Source organism: Roseibium suaedae, from assembly GCF_900142725.1.
GTDB lineage: Bacteria > Pseudomonadota > Alphaproteobacteria > Rhizobiales > Stappiaceae > Roseibium > Roseibium suaedae.
The window spans coordinates 636,301-655,566 of record NZ_FRBW01000001.1 but is presented as its reverse complement, the minus strand read 5'-3'; the positions used below and the strand labels follow the sequence as shown (position 1 = coordinate 655,566).

17 protein-coding genes and 1 riboswitch are annotated in these 19,266 nt (G+C 60.5%); of the genes, 9 read left to right on the top strand and 8 right to left on the bottom strand.

Features of this window, described 5'->3' with window-relative positions; genetic code table 11:
- Positions 1-44: 44 nt before the first annotated feature.
- The 3 genes from groL (at position 45) to BUA94_RS02950 (ending at position 6,418) form a co-directional block, all read left to right on the top strand.
- Positions 45-1,685 (top strand): chaperonin GroEL, encoded by a 1,641-nt coding sequence (gene groL, locus BUA94_RS02960; protein WP_073008591.1) that lies wholly within the window; start codon positions 45-47, stop codon positions 1,683-1,685.
- A gap of 407 nt (positions 1,686-2,092) precedes the next feature.
- Positions 2,093-3,277: an efflux RND transporter periplasmic adaptor subunit gene (locus BUA94_RS02955; RefSeq protein ID WP_073008588.1), complete on the top strand. Its 1,185-nt coding sequence runs from the start codon at positions 2,093-2,095 to the stop codon at positions 3,275-3,277.
- Positions 3,278-3,295: 18 nt separating this feature from the next.
- Positions 3,296-6,418: an efflux RND transporter permease subunit gene (locus BUA94_RS02950; RefSeq protein ID WP_073008585.1), complete on the top strand. Its 3,123-nt coding sequence runs from the start codon at positions 3,296-3,298 to the stop codon at positions 6,416-6,418.
- 57 nt (positions 6,419-6,475) lie between these two features.
- On the opposite strand, the gene BUA94_RS02945 is transcribed toward BUA94_RS02950, so the two are convergent.
- Positions 6,476-7,180, bottom strand: a complete 705-nt coding sequence (locus BUA94_RS02945) for a glutathione binding-like protein (protein ID WP_073008583.1) — start codon at positions 7,178-7,180, stop codon at positions 6,476-6,478.
- 171 nt (positions 7,181-7,351) lie between these two features.
- Here BUA94_RS02945 and BUA94_RS02940 point away from each other — a divergent pair, with 171 nt between their 5' ends.
- Both BUA94_RS02940 and BUA94_RS02935 read left to right on the top strand, forming a co-directional pair.
- Positions 7,352-7,696, top strand: coding sequence for a hypothetical protein (locus BUA94_RS02940; RefSeq protein WP_073008579.1), 345 nt, complete (start codon positions 7,352-7,354; stop codon positions 7,694-7,696).
- A gap of 131 nt (positions 7,697-7,827) precedes the next feature.
- Positions 7,828-8,034 carry a SlyX family protein gene (locus BUA94_RS02935; protein ID WP_073008576.1) on the top strand — a complete coding sequence of 69 codons (207 nt, stop codon included), beginning with the start codon at positions 7,828-7,830 and terminating at the stop codon, positions 8,032-8,034.
- A gap of 16 nt (positions 8,035-8,050) precedes the next feature.
- Here the strand turns inward: BUA94_RS02935 and BUA94_RS02930 are convergent, their stop codons facing one another.
- Entirely contained in the window at positions 8,051-9,103 is a 1,053-nt protein-coding gene (locus tag BUA94_RS02930; RefSeq protein WP_073008573.1) for a YeiH family protein, read from the bottom strand.
- Between the two features lie 107 nt (positions 9,104-9,210).
- Between BUA94_RS02930 and BUA94_RS02925 the strand changes: the two genes are divergently transcribed.
- The 3 genes from BUA94_RS02925 (at position 9,211) to BUA94_RS02915 (ending at position 11,847) form a co-directional block, all read left to right on the top strand.
- Positions 9,211-10,119, top strand: a complete 909-nt coding sequence (locus BUA94_RS02925) for a LysR family transcriptional regulator (RefSeq protein WP_073008570.1) — start codon at positions 9,211-9,213, stop codon at positions 10,117-10,119.
- A gap of 274 nt (positions 10,120-10,393) precedes the next feature.
- Positions 10,394-11,287, top strand: a complete 894-nt coding sequence (locus BUA94_RS02920) for an META domain-containing protein (protein WP_073008567.1) — start codon at positions 10,394-10,396, stop codon at positions 11,285-11,287.
- Positions 11,288-11,403: 116 nt separating this feature from the next.
- Positions 11,404-11,511, top strand: a riboswitch (SAM-I-IV-variant riboswitch).
- A gap of 45 nt (positions 11,512-11,556) precedes the next feature.
- Positions 11,557-11,847, top strand: coding sequence for a hypothetical protein (locus tag BUA94_RS02915; RefSeq protein ID WP_073008565.1), 291 nt, complete (start codon positions 11,557-11,559; stop codon positions 11,845-11,847).
- A gap of 30 nt (positions 11,848-11,877) precedes the next feature.
- Here the strand turns inward: BUA94_RS02915 and BUA94_RS02910 are convergent, their stop codons facing one another.
- From BUA94_RS02910 to BUA94_RS02885, 6 genes are all read right to left on the bottom strand, one after another.
- The gene (locus BUA94_RS02910; RefSeq protein WP_073010758.1) at positions 11,878-12,234 is read right to left on the bottom strand and encodes an acyl-CoA thioesterase; all 357 of its coding nucleotides are present in this window, start codon (positions 12,232-12,234) and stop codon (positions 11,878-11,880) included.
- A gap of 152 nt (positions 12,235-12,386) precedes the next feature.
- Positions 12,387-12,875 (bottom strand): group III truncated hemoglobin, encoded by a 489-nt coding sequence (locus tag BUA94_RS02905; protein WP_073010755.1) that lies wholly within the window; start codon positions 12,873-12,875, stop codon positions 12,387-12,389.
- A gap of 70 nt (positions 12,876-12,945) precedes the next feature.
- A complete protein-coding gene (locus tag BUA94_RS02900) occupies positions 12,946-13,635 on the bottom strand; it encodes a Crp/Fnr family transcriptional regulator (protein WP_073008562.1) in 690 nt (229 codons plus the stop codon).
- 219 nt (positions 13,636-13,854) lie between these two features.
- Positions 13,855-14,652, bottom strand: coding sequence for a ChbG/HpnK family deacetylase (locus BUA94_RS02895; RefSeq protein ID WP_073008557.1), 798 nt, complete (start codon positions 14,650-14,652; stop codon positions 13,855-13,857).
- Positions 14,653-14,750: 98 nt separating this feature from the next.
- The gene (locus BUA94_RS02890; protein ID WP_073008554.1) at positions 14,751-16,265 is read right to left on the bottom strand and encodes an ArnT family glycosyltransferase; all 1,515 of its coding nucleotides are present in this window, start codon (positions 16,263-16,265) and stop codon (positions 14,751-14,753) included.
- 3 nt (positions 16,266-16,268) lie between these two features.
- Positions 16,269-17,432, bottom strand: coding sequence for a glycosyltransferase (locus BUA94_RS02885; protein ID WP_073010752.1), 1,164 nt, complete (start codon positions 17,430-17,432; stop codon positions 16,269-16,271).
- Positions 17,433-17,750: 318 nt separating this feature from the next.
- On the opposite strand from BUA94_RS02885, the gene hisS reads away from it, so the two are divergent.
- On the top strand, positions 17,751-19,265 hold the full coding sequence (gene hisS, locus BUA94_RS02880) for a histidine--tRNA ligase (protein ID WP_073008551.1): 1,515 nt from the start codon (positions 17,751-17,753) through the stop codon (positions 19,263-19,265).
- Position 19,266: the final 1 nt, after the last annotated feature.

Sequence of the window (19,266 nt, the reverse complement as noted above, 5' to 3'; positions counted from 1 at the left end):
TGTCCTGATTTCCCGATATTCCAATCAAGAAGTGAGATGTAAAAATGGCTGCTAAGGACGTAAAGTTCGGTTCCGACGCCCGCGAGAAGATGCTCCGCGGCGTGGACATCCTCGCCAACGCCGTCAAGGTGACCCTGGGCCCGAAGGGCCGCAACGTGGTCCTCGACAAGGCTTTCGGCGCACCGCGCATCACCAAGGACGGTGTGTCTGTTGCGAAGGAAATCGAACTCGAAGACAAGTTCGAAAACATGGGCGCACAGATGGTGCGCGAAGTGGCTTCCAAGACCAACGACATCGCTGGTGACGGCACGACCACTGCGACCGTTCTGGCCCAGTCCATCGTCAAGGAAGGTGCCAAGGCTGTTGCTGCCGGCATGAACCCGATGGACCTGAAGCGCGGTATCGATCTGGCCGCTGCTGAAGCCGTCAAGACCCTGATGGCTTCCACCAAGACCATCACCACCTCTGCAGAAGTTGCCCAGGTTGGCACCATCTCTGCTAACGGTGACGTGCAGGTCGGCAAGGACATTGCCGAAGCCATGCAGAAGGTTGGCAACGAAGGTGTGATCACCGTCGAAGAAGCCAAGTCGCTGGAAACCGAACTCGAAGTCGTAGAAGGCATGCAGTTCGACCGCGGCTACCTGTCTCCGTACTTCGTGACCAACGCAGAAAAGATGCTGGCTGACCTCGAAAAGCCGTACATCCTGCTGCACGAAAAGAAGCTTTCCAACCTGCAGGCAATGCTGCCGATCCTGGAAGCAGTCGTCCAGTCCGGCCGTCCGCTCCTGATCATCGCTGAAGACGTCGAAGGCGAAGCACTGGCGACCCTCGTCGTCAACAAGCTGCGCGGCGGCCTCAAGATTGCTGCTGTCAAGGCTCCAGGCTTCGGCGACCGCCGCAAGGCCATGCTGGAAGACATCGCGATCCTGACCGGCGGCACCGTGATCTCCGAAGACCTCGGCATCAAGCTGGAAACCGTCACCCTCGACATGCTCGGCACCGCCGAGAAGGTGTCCATCTCCAAGGAAAACACCACCATCGTTGATGGCGCTGGTTCCAAGGACGACATCCAGGGCCGCGTCGCTCAGATCAAGGCTCAGATCGAAGAAACCACTTCCGATTACGACCGCGAGAAGCTCCAGGAACGCCTGGCCAAGCTCGCTGGCGGCGTTGCCGTTATCCGCGTTGGCGGTGCAACGGAAATCGAAGTGAAGGAAAAGAAGGACCGCGTTGACGACGCCCTGAACGCAACCCGCGCTGCGGTTGAAGAAGGCATCGTACCGGGCGGTGGCACGGCTCTCCTGCGCGCCAAGAAGGCTGTTGAAGCTCTGTCTTCCGACAACGCCGACATTGCAGCAGGCATCAAGATCGTCCTGCGCGCTCTGGAAGCCCCGATCCGTCAGATCGCTGAAAACGCTGGCGTCGAAGGCTCCATCGTTGTTGGCAAGATCCTCGAGAACGACGACGTGACCTTCGGTTTCGACGCTCAGTCCGAAACCTTCGTCAACATGATCGAAGCCGGCATCATCGACCCGACCAAGGTTGTCCGTACGGCTCTTCAGGACGCAGCTTCGGTTGCCGGCCTGCTGATCACCACCGGCGCAATGGTTGCCGAGCTGCCGAAGAAAGACGCTCCGGCAATGCCGGCTGGCGGCATGGGCGGCATGGGCGACATGGGCTTCTAAGAAGCCCATAAAGTCGACCATCTCGTTAAATGCTGAACCCGCTACGGCGGGTTCAGTGGCGACATGGGCTTCTAAGAAGCCCATAGAGCCAAAGCTCAAAGCTTACGGAAAGGGCGGCCATTGGCCGCCCTTTTTGTTTTCCGGACTTGGCATGATCTTCCGGAACGTTTCCGTTTCACATACCCCCTTCCGGAGAGAACCCTGCCCGCAAGGAAACAATCAGATGCACTGATGAGTTTACCTTCATAAAAAGGGCTTGCGTAACAAAAGTTCCCCGCACCCGCACAGATTACAAAGTGTTACAATTTCTTCGGATCAGGCTCCGTTTTGGAACTTGTCAGTCCTACGTAGTCATGCGCATGTCTTTCTAAGCTTGAGCTTTTGTTGCGCATTTTTTGGGTGTTTGAATGGCGATCTGGAAGCAGATAACTCTGACGTTGCTCGTGGTTCTGACCGCAGCTGTCCTATGGGCCAAGTTTTATCCTGGCGCTGGCGACCAGCTCGCGCGCTGGGGCGTGACCGGCCTGCCATTCGAAACGGCCTCAAAGCAGCAGGAAGGAAATTCTGGCAGAGAGCAAGGTGGTGGCCGCAGGGCACCGCAAGGCAGCGTCGTGACGGCTCCGGTGATCGAAGAGACCATCAATGACCGCCTCTCGGCCATCGGAACCGGCCGTGCAGTGCGCTCTGTGGAAGTGACGCCTTTCACCAGCGGCCGCATGACCCAGTTCCTCGTCAACTCTGGCGAGACCGTCAAGCCTGGCGACGTGATTGCAAAGCTGGATTCCGATGCAGAGGAAATCGCAGCCGAACGTGCTGCCCTGGCTCTCAAGGATGCGGAAGCACGCCTTGAACGCATGAAGCTGCTGCTCAAGTCCAACACCGCCACGACCGTCCAGGTCACCGACGCCGAACTGACCGTGGACAATGCGAAGCTCCAGCTGCGCGAAGCTCAGCTCAATCTGTCCCGGCGCTCGGTTGAATCCCCGATCAGCGGCGTCGTCGGCATTCTGCCCATTACCGCGGGCAACTACATCACCTCCCAGACCGTGATCGCGACCGTCGATGACCGGTCCGAGATCCTGATCGATTTCTGGGTGCCCGAACGCTTTGCCTCCGCCATCAAGGTTGGCGCTGCCCTGACAGCGACATCGGTCGCACGCCCCGGTGACGTTTTCGACGGGGTTGTCAGCGCCATCGACAACCGCATCGCAACGGACAGCCGGACGCTTCAGGTTCAGGCCCGTATCCAGAACGGCGAAGACAAGCTCCGTGCCGGCATGTCCTTCCAGGTCTCCATGAAGTTCCAGGGCGACACCTTCCCGGCGGTCAATCCGCTTGCCGTGCAATGGGGCTCGGATGGCGCCTATGTCTGGGCCGTGCGTGACGGTACTGCGCAGCGCGTTCTCGTCGACATCATTCAGCGCAATACGGACAGCGTTCTGGTCAAGGCCGAGCTGACCCCGGGCGAAGAGATCGTCACCGAGGGGCTCCACCTGGCACGCCAGGGCGCGAAGCTGAACATTCTGGACCGCCAGAAAAAGCCTGAATCATCGCGCGACCAGAAACTGTCGTCCGCAAACAGCAGCTCCTGAACGCCGCGAGGCTAAGTGATGAGCACACAGCATAACCATGCCTTCGGCCTGACGGCACTTTTCGTCCGCCGTCCCGTTCTGGCGTTCGTCATCAACACGCTGATTGTCGTGGCAGGTGTCGCAGCCTTTTTCGGCGTCGAAATCCGCGAGCTGCCTGATGTCGACAGGCCGGTGATCACAGTTCGGACGAGCTACGATTCCGCAGCAGCAGAGACCATCGACCGGGAGGTAACCGGCGTCATCGAAGGCGCGATTTCCCGCGTCTCGGGCGTCAAGTCCATCTCTTCCGCCTCATCCTATGGCGAAAGCCGGGTGACTGTCGAATTCTCCAGCGACGTCAATCTCGACACGGCCGCCTCCGACATGCGCGACGCTCTGGGGCGGATCGTCAACGACCTGCCGGAAGATGCGGATGCCTCGCGCATTATCAAGGCGGACGCCAACTCCCAGCCTGTTGTCCGTCTGGGTCTGACCTCCGACACGGTTCCGGTCGAGGACATGACTGTACTTGTCGAGGACGAGATTTCGGACATTCTGGCCGCAGTGCCCGGTGTTGCCGACGTGCAGACCTATGGCGACCGGGAGAAGATCTTCCGGATCGACATCGATCAGGCCAAGATGGCAAGTCTCAATCTCACGGTTGCCGACGTTGCCAATGCCCTGTCCTCGATGGCGTTCGACCGGCCTGCCGGGTCCCTGACCAGCCGCAATCAGGATCTCATCGTCCGGGCAACGGCTTCGGTCAACACGCCGGAAGCCTTCGAGCGGATGATCATCAACCGCCGGGCTCGTCTTGGCGACTTCGCGATTGTCACCCTCGGCCCCGATCTCGGTCAATCCGAGTTGCGGGTGAACGGGCAGAACGGCATTGGTCTGGGCATCGTCCGCGCAGCCCAGTCCAACACGCTCGAAATTTCCGAGGGCGTGCGTGCTGCGGCAGAACGCATTCAGGAAAACCTGCCCGCCGGCATGAAGATCGAGATCACCAGCGATGACGCGGCCTTCATCACCGGCGCTATTCATGAAGTTGAAATCGCGCTGGTCATTTCCGTCAGCGTCGTTCTCCTGATCATCTATCTGTTCCTGTGGGACTGGCGGGCGACGATCATCCCGGGCGTCTCCATGCCCGTGGCGCTCATCGGCACGCTTGCCGCGATCTATCTTGCGGGCTTCTCGGTCAACATCCTGACCCTGCTGGCGCTCGTGCTGGCAACGGGCCTCGTGGTGGACGATGCCATCGTGGTGCTGGAGAACATCGTCCGGCGCAGAAACCAGGGAACTGGCCCGCGTGCGGCGGCCGTTCTTGGCACAGACGAGGTGTTTTTCGCCGTCATCGCCACAACGGCCACCCTGGTGGCGGTTTTCGTGCCCCTCTCCTTCCTGCCCGGCCAGACCGGCGGTCTCTTCCGGGAATTCGGCTTCGTTCTGGCAATCGCGGTCTTCCTGTCCTCCATCGTGGCCCTGACCCTGTGCCCCATGCTTGCCTCGCGCATCCTGAAGGCCGGCAATGATCACAAGGAACACAGTGGAGTGACCGGCAGCCTGGGACGTCTGCTTGGCAATGGCTACAGCCGCGCGCTGAAAGCCTGCCTGGACGCGCCGCTGGTTGTCATCGTGGTTTCTCTGCTCTTTGCAGGCACGGCTGGCCTGTTGTTCGGCTCGATCAAGTCCGAACTGACGCCGACCGAAGACCGGTCCATGGGTTTCCTGCGGATTTCAGCCCCACAGGGCGTGAGCCTTGACTATCTCTCGCAGGAAATGCGCGGGATCGAGGAATTGCTGCAGCCACTTCGCGAAAGCGGCGAGATCCTCAGCACCTTCTCGATTGCAGGATCCGGCGGCACCGCCAACAGCGGCTTCATCGTGGTCCGTCTTGCTCCGTGGGAAGAGCGCACCCGGTCCCAGCAGGAAATTCTCGGCGAAGTCAGCAGGCTCGTTCAGAATGTTCCGGGCGTGCGGGCCTTTGCCTATCAGCCCAACAGCCTTGGTATCCGTGGCGCAGGCTCGGGCCTTCAGTTCGCCGTTGCCGGCAGCAATTATGAACAGCTCGGCACCACTGCAGACAAGATCATCTCCGAACTGGAAAAGGACCAGCGCTTCCGTCAGGTCCGGCTGTCCACCGAAGCGACACAGCCCCAGCTTTCGATCTCGGTCGACCGGGAACGCGCCTCGGATCTCGGCATCGACATCAACGGCCTCGGCACGGCCATGCAGGCGATGCTGGACGGACGAAAGGTCGGGCAGGTCTTCATTGGCGACCGGGCCTATGACGTGAAATTCGTCTCGACCACCAACCCGATCAACGACCCGACCGATCTGGAAAACATCTTCATCAAGACCCGTGATGGCCGGTTCGTGCCGGTCTCGACCATCGCAAGCCTGGTTGAAAAGGCCGTGCCGCCCTCGCTGACCCGCGAACAGCAGATGCGCTCGGTTGCCATCACCGCCGCCCTCACCCCGGACTTCGCCCTGGGAGAGGCCTATGCAACCGCCCTGCAGGTGGCTGAGCCCCTGCTGCCGCCAGGCACCCGCATCATTCCGCTGGCAGAGGCCGCCACTCTTGGCGAACAGTCCTCCAGCATGCTGCGCACCTTCGGCTTTGCCATCCTGATCATCCTGCTGGTGCTCGCCGCTCAGTTCGAGAGCTTCATCAGCGCCGTGATCATCATGGCGACCGTTCCCCTTGGCCTTGCCTGCGCGGTGATTGCCATGGTGCTGACCGGGACGACACTCAATGTCTACAGTCAGATCGGGCTGGTGCTCCTGGTCGGGATCATGGCGAAGAACGGCATTCTGATCGTCGAATTCGCCAATCAGTTGCGCGATCAGGGGCAAAGCGTGCGGGAGGCGGTCGAGAATGCCTCGAACATCCGCCTGCGCCCGGTGATGATGACTATGATCTGTACCATCGTCGGCGGCGTGCCGCTGATCCTGGCCAGCGGCGCTGGCGCAGAGGCCCGTGTGGCTCTGGGCTGGATCATCGTCGGTGGTCTTGGCCTGGCGACGCTGTCCACCCTGTTCCTGACACCAGTCGCCTATCTGATCCTGGGACGCTTCATCAAGCCTAAGGCGGAAGAAGAGGCGCGGCTCTATAAGGAAATAGCCGGAGCCAAGCTCGATAATCCGGCTCCAGGTGAGTAAAACAAAAATGACCCCGTCAAGGTTCACCTTGACGGGGTCTTGCTTTTGAAAGGCGTGTTAGCCGCGCGCAGGAATGTTTGTGGCCTTTTCACTGGCCGGACGGGCCAGACAGGTCTCGAACCAGCGAACCACGTTCTTGCGACTTGCCAGATCGACATGCTCGCCGGCCTCATAGAAGCCCGAGATTGTCCGGACCCAGGGCCAGGACGCCATGTCGGCGATCGTATACTCATCCCCCATGATGAAGGCACGGCCTTCAAGGCGCTGATCCAGCACGCCGAGCAGGCGCTTGACCTCGTCCCGGTAGCGTTCGAAGGGACGGCGGTCCTCAAATTCGCGGCCTGCGAACTTATGGAAGAAGCCCAGCTGACCGGACATGGGGCCAAAGCCGCCCATCTGCCACATGAGCCACTGAATGGTTTCGTATTTATCGGCCGGATCCTGGGAGAGGAACTTGCCGCTCTTTTCTGCCAAGTAAATCAGGATCGCGCCGGACTCCCAAAGACCGAGCGGCTTCCCGCCGGGGCCATTCGGATCGAGGATTGCCGGGATCTTGTTGTTCGGGTTGAGCGACAGAAACTCCGGGCTCATCTGATCGTTGGAGCCGAAATCAACCAGATGAGGCTCATAGGCCAGGCCGCTTTCTTCCAGCATGGCGCTGACCTTGATGCCATTGGGCGTCGGCAGCGAATAAAGCTGGATCACCTCGGGGTTTTTGGCAGGCCACTTTCCAGTGATCGGAAACATACTCAAATCGGTCATTTGTCTCGCCTTGCTCCGGAACTTCCGGCATTCCGCGGTGGATTTTACCTGGTTCAGGTTTCTTGTCCTTGTCCGGGTCTGCTATCTGACCCGGGTAACAAGCAAGATTCCCTCAGCCATTTTGCGGATGAGGTCAAATCATACTGGCGAAATCAAATAAAGGAAAATTCGATGTTCTTGATCTGGAGAGGCTGGGGTCTTTTGCTTCCACTCGGCGCTGGCTTTGGTGCTCTCATGGGCATGCTGGCCGCCTCCTTGCTGGTGACCACAGCAGTTTCTGACATGATGCCAGCCGTCGTCGCCATCGGCGCGTGCCTGGGTGCCTACGGCGTCGTCCGCCTTCTGGAAGGCACCGACAAGGGCCGCGCTGTCATCGACAAGAAGACCGGTCAGGAAATCCTCCTGGTGCGTGGGGACAGCCTGTTCTTCATCAAGGTCCGCTACTGGTTCTATCTTCTGGTCTTGATTGCCATTGCATTTTTCGTATTCGGCATCGTCCACATGATCACGGGCTGACGTCCGTACCGGACCGGGAGCAAGCGGCCCGGTCCGGTTTCCTGCCGCAAGATGGGCGCCAATGGCTTTTCCTCGCCTTCGCGGATGATTGCGGCTAAGAGTGCAGCTCAGCCAAAAGGACGGGACACGCCATGGACCACGAGACACGGATCGAAAAACTCGAGATCGACCTGGCACATGCCAATCACACGATCGACGAGCTGAATTCCGTCGTGTTCGAGCAGGGCAAGCAGATCGACCGTCTGACCCGCAAGCTCATGGCCATGACGGACCAGATGGAAGAGCTGATCGAAAACGCCCTTCCTGGCCACCAGATCGACAAGCCGCCTCACTACTGAACGACGGCCGCCGGGTTCAAAGACTGATCAAGGTCACGAAGGCCAGGCTCATCGCCGTCAGAACCAGAACCGAGAGAAGAGCAGCCACTATCACCTTGCTGCTGGCATGAGCCAGCTTGCGAATGTCCACAGCGAGCCCCAGCCCTGCCATCGACAAGACGGTCAGGAAGCCCGAGACCCGGTTGATCGTCTCAACCATTTGCAGCGGGATTACCTCCGCAGAGCGCAAGGTTATCATCAGCCCAAAGCCGATGATGAACCAGGGAACGACTGCCTTCCAGGCAATCCTGGCGCCTTCCTTTTCCGTGTTTCCCCGCGCACTCAGAACACCGAGCAGGATCAGAACGGGGCCCAGAAGCATGACCCTCACCAGCTTCACCAGAGCGCCGGTCTGAACAGCGATCAATCCACCAGGCTGGGCTGCAGCCAGAACTTGCGGTACCGCGTAGACTGTCAATCCAGCCAGCGTGCCGTAGCGGGCAGCATTCAGCGAGAAAGCCCCCATCAGAAACGGCAGCCCCAAAACGATTGCGATGCCAAGGATCGCCGTGAAGGCGATCGAGGCTGCAACATCCGAAGCTTTCGCACGAATGACCGGAGCAGCCGCAACAATCGCCGAATTGCCACAGATCGAGTTTCCGCAGGCGACGAGCAGGGCCAGCTTGTTATGCAGGCCCAGCGCTCTCCCGATGAAATAGCTGAAAAAGATCGACAATCCGACGATACACGTGATGCCCAGGATGGTCAGCACGCCGACCGCCTCGAGAGCCTGCAAACTGATCGACGCGCCAAGCAGCACGATCGCAGCCTCAAGAAGCGCCTTGGCAGCAAACCGGATTCCGGGTTCGAAATGTTCCGGCAGTCTGAAAGTCGAGCGAAAGATCATTCCGAGCAGAATGGCCAGCACCAGGTTCTCAAGAACGGCATCATTCATCAGATGCACTTCCAGCCACTCCGCAGCATAAGCCGCCAGAGCGATTGCACTGGTCAGCAGCAGCCCCGGCGCGAGGTCCCCCATCGTCCGCAGTCTCTGCACCCCACCAAAACTGAACGCATTTGCACGGATCATGTCTGCCTCACTCTCACGAGTGGAAGCTGACATGCGCGTTTATGCATTTCTATCGAATATTATTTTATGTATCATTCGATCAGATAGAATGATTTTCTCAATTCACGATGACTCTCGAACAGCTCGCCATCTTCATTGCCGTCGCAGAACGGGAGCATCTGACCCGCGCTGCCGACCATCTTCATCTCACGCCTTCGGCCGTCAGCTCCGCGCTCAAGAAGCTTGAGGCGACCTATGGCGTTGCCTTGTTCGATCGGGTGGGCCGCGGCCTTTGCCTGACCAATACGGGCAAGACCTTCCTGGAAGAAGCGCGCGCAACGCTTGCACGCGCACAGACCGCAGAGCGGGTTCTGGCGGATCTTGGAAATCTACAGCGGGGTGCTATCAGCATCTATGCCAGCCAGACCATCGCCAGCTATTGGCTGCCTCCGGTGCTCATGCGCTTTCACGCCGCTTATCCCGGGATCGATCTTTCTCTCACCATCAGCAATACGGCAGGCGTTGCAGCTGCCATCACGCAGGGGATCGCTGATGTTGGCTACATCGAAGGCGCGCTTGATAATCCGCTGCTGCGCCGCCAGCACTTGATCGAGGATGCGCTGACAATCGTCACCAGCCCAGACCATCCTTTTGCCAGCAGGGCGCCCGCCAATGCCAAGGCCCTGATCACGGAGACGACCTGGGTCCTTCGGGAGAAGGGATCGGGCACCCGATCCGAATTTGAAAGTGCCCTTATCCATTTTGGCGAGACCCCGTCCGACCTGAAGATCATCCTGGAGTTCCCCTCCAACGAGGCCATTCTCTCCGCCGTGCGCTTCAGCCAATCGGCGGGCGTCATATCCAAGGCTGCCGCTGCTGCCTCGATTGCTGAAGGCGTGCTGACCTGCGTTGACTTCGCCCTCCCCTCCCGTACTTTCTCCCTGCTTGGCCACAAGGAGCGGCACCTGAGTGCAGCGGCTGCAAAGCTTGTATCGCATAGCCTTGAAGAGGCCAGCAGGCCGTCAATGCAGCCCTAGCCAGGCGAGCTGTCAGAAATTTACGTTTCGCTAACCATAAATTCCGCAGGTCACAGCGCTGTTGACGGGCTGTGACTGTGATCACGTTTGCCCGTCGCCAGATCCCATATAGCAGTAACCCAGGAGACGTCAGCGCTTCCGGCCAGATGTGCAAGGAAGCCGCCTCACCGGCTCCCGTGAAGCTGAATACAACCTGAACCCCGCATTCAACCGCGGCTCAGACGCTGATTGCTAGGGTTTTTGCATTCAGTTTGTGACCCAGGGGGATAAACCCATGAAACGTACAGTCCGGAACCTTCTCGCCCTCACCCTCGTCCTTGCCGCAGGCGCTGCGGCCAAGGCTGACGAAGTGCTTCTCCAGTCGGCCAAGTCCGGCCTTTATGTCACCGTCGTCAATGGCACTCTGGCGGCCTCAGCACAGGATGCCCGGCAAGCGGTCAAGCTCGACACGGTCCGTCTGGAAGGCAACAAGATCGCCTTCCGGGATGTGCGCAGCGGCACCTATGTCCGGGCCGGTGTCGGCCAGGGGACGATGCTGGCCACAGGCAGCCCGCACATCAGAAGTTGGGAAACCTTCGAGCTGGACCGGACTGGCAGAGGGGAAGTTGCGCTTCGCTCCAGTCAGAATGGCCTCTATGTCCGGGCAGGCGTCGGTCGGGGCTCCCATCTGGCAGCCGTCTCCGAGCGGGCTCGTGACTGGGAAACCTTCCGATTGGTCGATGTCCGCAACGCGGGCGGGCACCAGGACCGTCCGCGTCCTGGTCAAGGCAACGGCAATGGCAACCACAACGCTGGCCAAGGCCCGGATCTGAGCAGCTTGATTGGCAATTACCGCATTACCCATGTGACTGCGGACAATGGTTTTCTCGTCCCCCTTGGGCGGGAGCTCGCAGGCCGTGCCCGCATGTCCATCGAAGGACGCGGCAACTTGAGCGCGACGGCCGGCTGCAACAGCATCTCCGCCCGGATTGCGGTCGAGAACGGCCGGTTCCAGACCCGCAGCCAGCCGATGAGCACGAAGATGGGTTGCGTCATTCGTGGCCAGTCCCTGGTGGAAAACCGGATTTCCCAGATCCTGACCGAAGCCCGCACGGTCCAGCGGGATGGCCGGATCGTGACCCTGCGAGCCCGCAATGGTGCCGAATTGCTCAAGCTTCGCAGGATGTGACAGGAACCCGTGAGGCTGGCCAGCATCGGCGGTCAGCCTCCCCTTCCGCCGCCAATGTTTTGTCACAGGGCAGGAAGACACTCTCTTGAATGCAGGTCCAAGCCGTGAGATAAGACCCGCATCATCAAGAGAAGGGCTGGCGCCCTCGCCAACCTGCCGACCGGGCAAGGTGGTCCCCGCAAGGGATGTGATCAGGATGGTTCCTGATAACCAAGCGGCTTTCTGAATTCCTGCGCCAGTCCTCCTCGGGGAACCGAAGGAGGATTTTTTTGTCTCAGCACCCCTTTCTGCCACAGGCCGACAGCCTGTCCCGGATTTCGCGCGAAGCCCTGTCCAGCGCGGATGACACAAGCTTCATCCATGCTGCTGAAACCTGCGTCCTGACGCGGCTCAAGACGCTTCGGATCTTCGGCGGCCTACCCCTGCAGAAAAGGGAAATGAGCGAAGAGGAACGGTTGAGCCGCCTGAAGGCTCTCCTCTCCTATTGGGCAAATGGCTGCCCCTTTGTCATCGACGAACAGCTTTTCGCGGATGTCGCAAACCGCCGGCGCCGCGCCTGACGCACGGCCACCGGCACGTTGCCGGATGGATCAGTCCGCAGTCTCACCCCGGTTGGGAACAGGCCGCGGGCGTCCGTCCTCATCCACCGCCACCATGGTGAACATGGCCTGGGTGACCTTTTCACGCGTGCCATAGCGGTGGCGCAGCGCCCAGGCTTCCAGCAGGATCTCCATGGACGAGCGGCCGATACGGCCAACGCTGCTGTAGATACACAGAACATCGCCCACATGCACCGGACGGATGAATTTCATCTTGTCGACGGCGATGGTCACGACACGGCCTTCTGCCCGCTGACCGGCGGCGATACCGCCTGCCAGGTCCATCTGGGACAAGACCCAGCCACCGAAAATGTCGCCTGCCGCGTTGGTGTCTGCCGGCATGGCCATGGTGCGAAGGGTCAATTCGCCCTGCGGCTTTTCCTCTTCGCTGGGTGCGCTCTGATCTGCAGCCAAGTTCGAATCTCCCCTCTTGCGCCTGCGTTTCCACAAACCTAGCGGAGAATTGACCCGAAAGCCCCAATCATTTCAACGGTGGTGTTTCAGGCGGAGACCTGACCCTTTGTCCCGGTCATCCCCTCAGGCAGCGGGCAGCCTGCGGTGCCGAAAGAGGCGAACCAGAGGCTTTGGGCGATGCGCTCGGCGACTTCAATGACGGCAAGGCCTGCTTCTTCGCCGAAGATCTCGAGCGCCACCGGCCGGAAGATCTGAAGCCAGTCGGGATAGTCCGACACCTGGAGCCCCTGAAGCTGCATATGCGCCGGAACAGGCTTGCCCTTGTAGGCACCGGTCTTCAGCAACACGGATTGCCAGAAGGTTTCCATCTTGGCGAGATGTTCGGGCCAGCGGCCGGCCAGTTTTTCCTCGAAGATCGGGCCGAGCCGGGCATCGAGCCGGATACGATCATAGAATTCCGAGACCAGCCGGGTGATCTGCTCCTCGGTGATCGAAGGGTGCACCGGCTCGCGCGCGATCGCCGGACGAATGTCGGGGAGCGGTTCGCCCTGCCGTCTCGCAGGCCTGTCTGACATGGGATCTGCCTCTTTCATGACGAGCCCATTCTAGGCGCAATCCACCCTCGCCGCAGCCTTTTGAACCGTGTCAGAGCGTCGCGGCGTCGCGCAGGAGATCCGGTTTTTCGAGGCAGTAATAGCCCGAAATCCGGGAGATCGTGCCACAGCGGCGCCAATCGTTCAGCACCCGGCTGACATTCTCGCGGGCAGCTCCCGACATGTTGGCGATATCCGCCTGGCTGAGTTTGTAGTGGATCAGCACCCGCCCATCATCCAGGGTCTTGCCGAAGGTTTCGGACAATTGCAGCAGGGTCTGGGCGACACGGCCCGGCAGGGGGAGGAAGGAGCGGGCGGCCAGAACATCGTTTGAATGGCGCAGGCGCTTGGACACGATGGCCAGCATGTGCCGGTACACAGCCGGGTTCTCGTCGGCAAAGCGCTCGAAGGCCGCCTTGTCGATGAAAGCCAGACGGGCTTCCTTCAAGGCGCTGACGGTTGCCGAGCGCGGACGGCCGTCCAGCAGCGCCAGTTCGCCGACAAGATCGCCGGGGCCGAGAACCGCAAGCAGCTGTTCATCGCCTTCGACTGACAGGATCGACACCTTGAGCGAGCCTTCCAGCACCGCATAGCAGCCATTGCCCGGATCGCCGTTCTCGAACAGGATCGTCCCGGCCGGGATCTTCATGGGGCGGGCAAGACTTGCAAGCTGCTCGGCCAGATCCGCCGAGAGACCTTCTAGCGAAAAGCTGTTGCGCAAAAAATGCTGAACTTCGGACACGGCCCTGCTCCCGTTTCTCAAAACTTGTGCTGAACCCGAAGCGCAAGCCCGCGTTTAATACTGCATTCGCGCTATTGTGTGACCCACATCACGTGCAAATTCGAAAATCAGCCCTACATATTTACGCATGGAAGCCGCAGACCTCCAACGCTTCCTTTCCGAAAAACGGTTCCGTGTTCCCCGCCGGAGCCGTTTTTTCGTTTCCAACCGTCGATTGGTCTAGTTCAGGAAGACATCTTTCTGGTCCAGCGTCTGGAAAAAGCGCCGGCTGGCCAGAACCAGGCGCTGACATTCCCGCACCGCCAGCTTCGGCTTCGGCTCATCCCGGCGCAGACGGTCATCTGCCTCGCCCGGTATGCAGGGAATGAAGGTCATGTCCGAAAGCCCGTCAAAATGCCCGCGCAAGAGCCGGTGCAGCTCTTCCGTGTCGGCCACTTCCGGCAAGGCAGGACCACGGGGCAGCAGATTGTAGCCTTTCGCAGCAACATCTTTCTTCAGGCGCTTGTAGTGCCGCCCTTCATGATCAGCAGCCACCAGCAGCGGGCGAGTGACAAGACCGGCTTCCTCGACTGCGGCAAGAACCAGCCGGGCAACTTCGCGATATTCCATCAACCCGTCGCGCAGGGCGATGAACTCCGGCTCAGCCTCCATCCGGCTGACAAAGGCCTGGATCTGCTTGACCATTTCCCCGACCAGAATTTCGTCCGGCATCAACCGGAAGATGGCGCGGCGGGCAAGCCAGCCCCGGCTTGGCATGACCCCCTGTTTGAGGTCCTGCATGCGGCGGCTCATGGGAGCGACCCGGTCGCCGGATAGGGCAATGGTCAGGCCGATCATCGCGCGGTTGACCAGGCCAGGACTGAGATCCAGCAGCGGCTTGTAGTCCCGTGACCAGAGGTCGGTCGCGACAAGGCAACCGACTGCGCTCAAATGGCCCATTTCAAGCAACTGGCGCAGTGTCCGGTCAACACTGAACGACAAACCATAGTCGAGGGACCCGAGTACAATACGCTTCATGAAATGGCGGACCCTGAGGAACTACAGAACAACTGAACCTATCCTTGGGGCATTATTGCCGCAATTTCAACAAGGTTGGTGCAAGGCAGCCCTTGCCGTCACGGATCGACCTTGGTGCTGACTGGATCGAGAGGATCCCCGACCGGCTCACTGACCTGATAGACGACCAGGTTCTCCAGCACCGTGCCATCGACCTTTCGCGGCAGCAGGGCAATCTGCTCGACCTTGCCGAATTTCGGACGCAGCAGCCTGTCGGCAGCGTTGCGGCGCTCCTCGCTGATATAGAGACCCGTGCCATGGAACAGCACCTGATCGGGTGCCGGCAGCATCACATAGCGGATCCGCTCATCAAGCTGGACCACCGGCAAGGAGTTGTCCTTCATCAGGAAGGCAAGCTGACCGTTAAGGCCATAACCGCTCGTCGCGATATAGGTGGCGTTGGTCTTCAGGGCGAGATCCTTGACCTCTTGTCCGATTTCCGGCCAGCCACGCAACTGGAAGGTCGGGTCCTTGCGGGCAAAGCGCCCGGTCAGCGCGTGAACCGCATGGATCTGGACCACAACGGCGACCACCAGTCCGAGAAGCACCGCGCCCCGGGAGAAATACCCCCAGAACCGGCTGCCGGTCTCGACCCTGCTCACGAAGACCCCGGCCATGATGGCGAAGGCCGGGAAAAGGGGCGCAGGCCAGTTGCCCTGCACCCTGGCATGAAGCGAATGGATCAGCAGATAGACGAGGAACGGCAGCACGGTCAGGACGATCAGACCTGCAGCCCCATCGCCCTTCAATGTGCGGCGCACGAGCAGCCCGGCCCCGGCGAGAGCCGGAATGGCAATCAGCGGATTGAGCAGGCCCAGAACGGCGCCCAGGAACTCGAAGACATATTTGGAGGTCAGCTCTCCCCGCCCGGCGCGGCCGAACTGCTTGTAGAAGCTGACCCAGTCATGTCCGGCATTCCACCACAGGACCGGTGCGAAACACGCGATGGCCACAACGCCTCCGGCCCAAAGCTGCCAGCTTGCGAGCCACTTGCGCGCGGACGGAACCAGAAGAAGCCAGAGAACGATGCCGGCGCCCAGGAAGAGCACCGAGTATTTGGAGGTCAGGCCCAGGCCCGCGAAAAGCCCGGCGGCCAGCCACCAGCCGCCTTTCTGCGAGACATGAAGTTCGGCAAGCGCCCAAAGCGCCAGACCCCAGAAAAAGACGGATGGGGCATCCGGCGTCGCCAGAATGCCGCCAACCCCGACCAGAATGCTGGCATTGAAAAAGAGGACCGACCATCCGGCAGCCAGCCGTCCGAACAGGATATCCGCTGTGCGCCAGAGGAACAGGGAGCCAAGCGCAGAGGCCAGGATCACCAGCAGGCGGACGGCCAGAACCGTGTCGCCAAGCACCCATTGGCCTGCGGCAATCCACCAGCCGATCATCGGCGGATGATCGTAATAGCCCCAGGAGGGGCCAAGACCCCAGAGCCTGTAATAGGCCTCGTCCTCCACGAAATGCGCATTGGCGCCGGACCAGAGCCGCAGAGCAGTCAGGGCAAGCACGAGAACCGTCAGACCGGATGGCCTGAGCCAGACCGGCACCTCTTCCGCCTGCATGCGGCCTTCCATGGTTCAGCCCTTGCGCCAGGTTAGGGCGGAGCTTGCCGCGTAGTTCCAGACCGCGCCCATGACAGCCCCGGCCGTGCCGGCGATGAACCACCAGTAGGCGTCGTTCACATAGATGAGGTTGGCAACGCCCACATTGGCCAGAACGCCCACGCTGCAGACCGCATAGAAGGTCAGAAGACCGACGATCATCCGGATGCCATGCAGACGGCGATCGCGGTAGGTGAGCTGGTTGTTCAGGAAGAAGTTCGAGGTCATTGCCACGAAGGACGCGACGGTCTGGGCGAGATTGAACTCGAACCCTTCAAGGACCATGAGCATTCTGAGCGCGACGAGGTGGACAACAAGACCGCTTGCGCCGACCAGACCGAACATCAGGAAGCGGACAGAGATCGCATCGCCGAAATACTTGGCCAGCAGCAGGCCGAAATAGTCGAGGGTCACCAGCGTATCGAGCTTGCTTTCGCCGTGCTGGCGCTCGCGGAAGGTGAAGGGCAATTCCTTGATGCGCAGCGCACCATCCGAGGACGAAACGATATCGAGCAGGATCTTGAAGCCCTGGGCCGACAGTTTCGGCGCAACGGCTTCCGCCTTTTCCCGGCGGATCATGAAGAAGCCGCTCATGGGATCAGACAGGCTAACCTTCAGCAGTTTCTGGGCCAGGGAATTGGCAATGTTGGATCCCCAGGCGCGAACCGAGGACAGACCCTCGCCGATGGTGCCGCCTGCAACCTTGCGGCTGGCGACAACCAGATCGGCCTCTCCGCCCTTCAATTCGGCAAGCATCTTCGGCAGCAGGCTTTCATCATGCTGGAGATCGGCGTCCATCACCGCGACATATTGGGCGGAGCTGGAGAGAATGCCTTCGATGCAAGCGCCTGACAGGCCCCGGCGGCCAATGCGGCGGATCACCCGGACACGGGGATCAATCGCTGCAATCCGGCGGGAAACGTCGCTGGTGCCATCGGGAGAATTGTCGTCAACGACGATCACTTCCCAATCGATACCCTTGAGCGTGTCCTTGAGCAGACCCACGAGGATCGGCACATTTTCCGCTTCGTTGAAGGTCGGCAGGACAATGCTGAGCTCGGCGGCCCGCACAATCTCTTCCCGGCCACCGGCCCCGGCATTGCCGGAGGAGGCCCTATCAATCTGCGCGCTGTCCGTCATGTTCACTGTCCCGAAGGTCTTTCTGTCGTCTGCCCCGCCTGCAAAAAGGCGGGTCCGAAGTGCGCGGACCATAGCCACGCCGCGTCATATTGCAAGACGCGATGCGCCAGAGCCCAGTCCTCCGGTGTTTCCGTTGCCACACCCATGGCAGAAACTCATTACTTTTCCGTATGACCAGCCCCCGCCCGCCTGCCTGCGCCTTGCCCTCGTGACCCGTTTCGTCTAGGACAGCCGGGAAAAACCGGCGCGTTTTCCGGCCTCCTGCCAGGGCGGATGCCAACCGGTCCTCTCATGACCTCGCCAGGACCAGACAGACATATGGCCAAGACACCCAACAAGCTGAAAGCCCGCCTGCCGCGTGGCTTCGTCGACCGCTCCGCTGCCGATATCCGTGCAACGGACGAGATGATCGGCAAGATCCGGGAAGTCTATGAGCATTATGGCTTCGATCCGGTCGAAACGCCGCTGTTCGAGTACACCGACTGCCTCGGCAAGTTCCTGCCGGACACGGACCGGCCGAATGCGGGCGTCTTCTCCGTGCAGGATGATGACGAGCAGTGGATGAGCCTGCGCTACGACCTGACGGCGCCGCTGGCCCGTCACGTGGCCGAGAACATCAACGAGATCCAGCTTCCCTACCGCACCTACCGGGCGGGCTATGTGTTCCGCAATGAAAAGCCGGGGCCGGGCCGTTTCCGCCAGTTCATGCAGTTCGACGCCGACAGCATCGGCGCACCGGGCGTTCAGGCGGATGCCGAGATGTGCATGATGTTCGCCGACACGCTGGATGCGCTGGGTCTGAAGGGTCAGTACATCATCCGCGTCAACAACCGCAAGGTTCTGGACGGGGTGATGGAAGCCATCGGCCTTGGCGGCGATGAGAACGCCGAGACCCGGCTGACGGTTCTGCGCGCCATCGACAAGCTGGACAAGTTCGGCACGGAAGGCGTCAAACTGCTTCTGGGAGAAGGCCGCAAGGACGAAAGCGGCGACTTCACCAAGGGTGCGGGCCTGAATGCCGACCAGATCGAGAAGGTTCTGTTCTTCGTCAGCATCACCAGCTATGCCGAGAGTGCCGAAGCGCTGGCCGAACTGGTGGCTGGATCTGAAAACGGACGATCCGGTGTCGCGGAACTGAACGACATCCGCGCTCTGGTGGAAAGCGCCGGGTACGGCGAAGACCGCATCAAGATCGATCCGTCTGTCGTGCGCGGCCTCGAATATTACACTGGCCCGGTCTATGAGGCCGAGCTGACTTTCGACGTGACCAACGAAAAGGGCGAGAAGGTTGTCTTCGGCTCTGTCGGTGGCGGCGGGCGGTATGATGGCCTGATCAAGCGCTTCACGGGCCGCGACGTTCCGGCGACCGGCTTCTCCATCGGTGTCTCCCGCCTGATGACGGCTCTCAAGAACCTCGGCAAGCTCTCCAGCAGCAGCGAAGTTCAGGAACCGGTTCTGGTCACCGTCATGGACGGCGACATCGAAGCCCTCGGCCGCTATCAGAAGATGACGCAGACCCTTCGCGCTGCGGGAATCCGCGCCGAAATGTACCAGGGCAACTGGAAGAAATTCGGCAACCAGCTGAAATACGCCGACCGCCGCAATTGCCCTCTGGCGATCATCCAGGGCTCGGACGAACGGGCTGCCGGTGAAATCCAGATCAAGGACCTGATCGAGGGCAAGCGTCTGTCCGGCGAGATTACCGACAACGTTACCTGGCGCGAAAGCCGCCCGGCTCAGCACAGTGTCAAGGAAGCCGAACTGGTGGCGACAGTGCGCCAGCTTCTGGACCAGCAGGCCGAGGATACCCGCCGCCAGAACGGGGACAACTGAT

What these genes read in the sequence shown, in the direction of transcription:
- BUA94_RS02910 (WP_073010758.1), bottom strand. Translation starts at nt 12,234, where the DNA reads ATGGCCATGCCGGCAGACACCAACGCGGCAGGCGACATTTTCGGTGGC.
- BUA94_RS02930 (WP_073008573.1), bottom strand. Translation starts at nt 9,103, where the DNA reads ATGATCCGTGCAAATGCGTTCAGTTTTGGTGGGGTGCAGAGACTGCGG.
- BUA94_RS02945 (WP_073008583.1), bottom strand. Translation starts at nt 7,180, where the DNA reads ATGACCGATTTGAGTATGTTTCCGATCACTGGAAAGTGGCCTGCCAAA.
- groL (WP_073008591.1), top strand. Translation starts at nt 45, where the DNA reads ATGGCTGCTAAGGACGTAAAGTTCGGTTCCGACGCCCGCGAGAAGATG.
- BUA94_RS02890 (WP_073008554.1), bottom strand. Translation starts at nt 16,265, where the DNA reads ATGGAAGGCCGCATGCAGGCGGAAGAGGTGCCGGTCTGGCTCAGGCCA.
- BUA94_RS02940 (WP_073008579.1), top strand. Translation starts at nt 7,352, where the DNA reads ATGTTCTTGATCTGGAGAGGCTGGGGTCTTTTGCTTCCACTCGGCGCT.
- hisS (WP_073008551.1), top strand. Translation starts at nt 17,751, where the DNA reads ATGGCCAAGACACCCAACAAGCTGAAAGCCCGCCTGCCGCGTGGCTTC.
- BUA94_RS02955 (WP_073008588.1), top strand. Translation starts at nt 2,093, where the DNA reads ATGGCGATCTGGAAGCAGATAACTCTGACGTTGCTCGTGGTTCTGACC.
- BUA94_RS02925 (WP_073008570.1), top strand. Translation starts at nt 9,211, where the DNA reads ATGACTCTCGAACAGCTCGCCATCTTCATTGCCGTCGCAGAACGGGAG.
- BUA94_RS02920 (WP_073008567.1), top strand. Translation starts at nt 10,394, where the DNA reads ATGAAACGTACAGTCCGGAACCTTCTCGCCCTCACCCTCGTCCTTGCC.
- BUA94_RS02950 (WP_073008585.1), top strand. Translation starts at nt 3,296, where the DNA reads ATGAGCACACAGCATAACCATGCCTTCGGCCTGACGGCACTTTTCGTC.
- BUA94_RS02935 (WP_073008576.1), top strand. Translation starts at nt 7,828, where the DNA reads ATGGACCACGAGACACGGATCGAAAAACTCGAGATCGACCTGGCACAT.
- BUA94_RS02885 (WP_073010752.1), bottom strand. Translation starts at nt 17,432, where the DNA reads ATGACGGACAGCGCGCAGATTGATAGGGCCTCCTCCGGCAATGCCGGG.
- BUA94_RS02905 (WP_073010755.1), bottom strand. Translation starts at nt 12,875, where the DNA reads ATGTCAGACAGGCCTGCGAGACGGCAGGGCGAACCGCTCCCCGACATT.
- BUA94_RS02895 (WP_073008557.1), bottom strand. Translation starts at nt 14,652, where the DNA reads ATGAAGCGTATTGTACTCGGGTCCCTCGACTATGGTTTGTCGTTCAGT.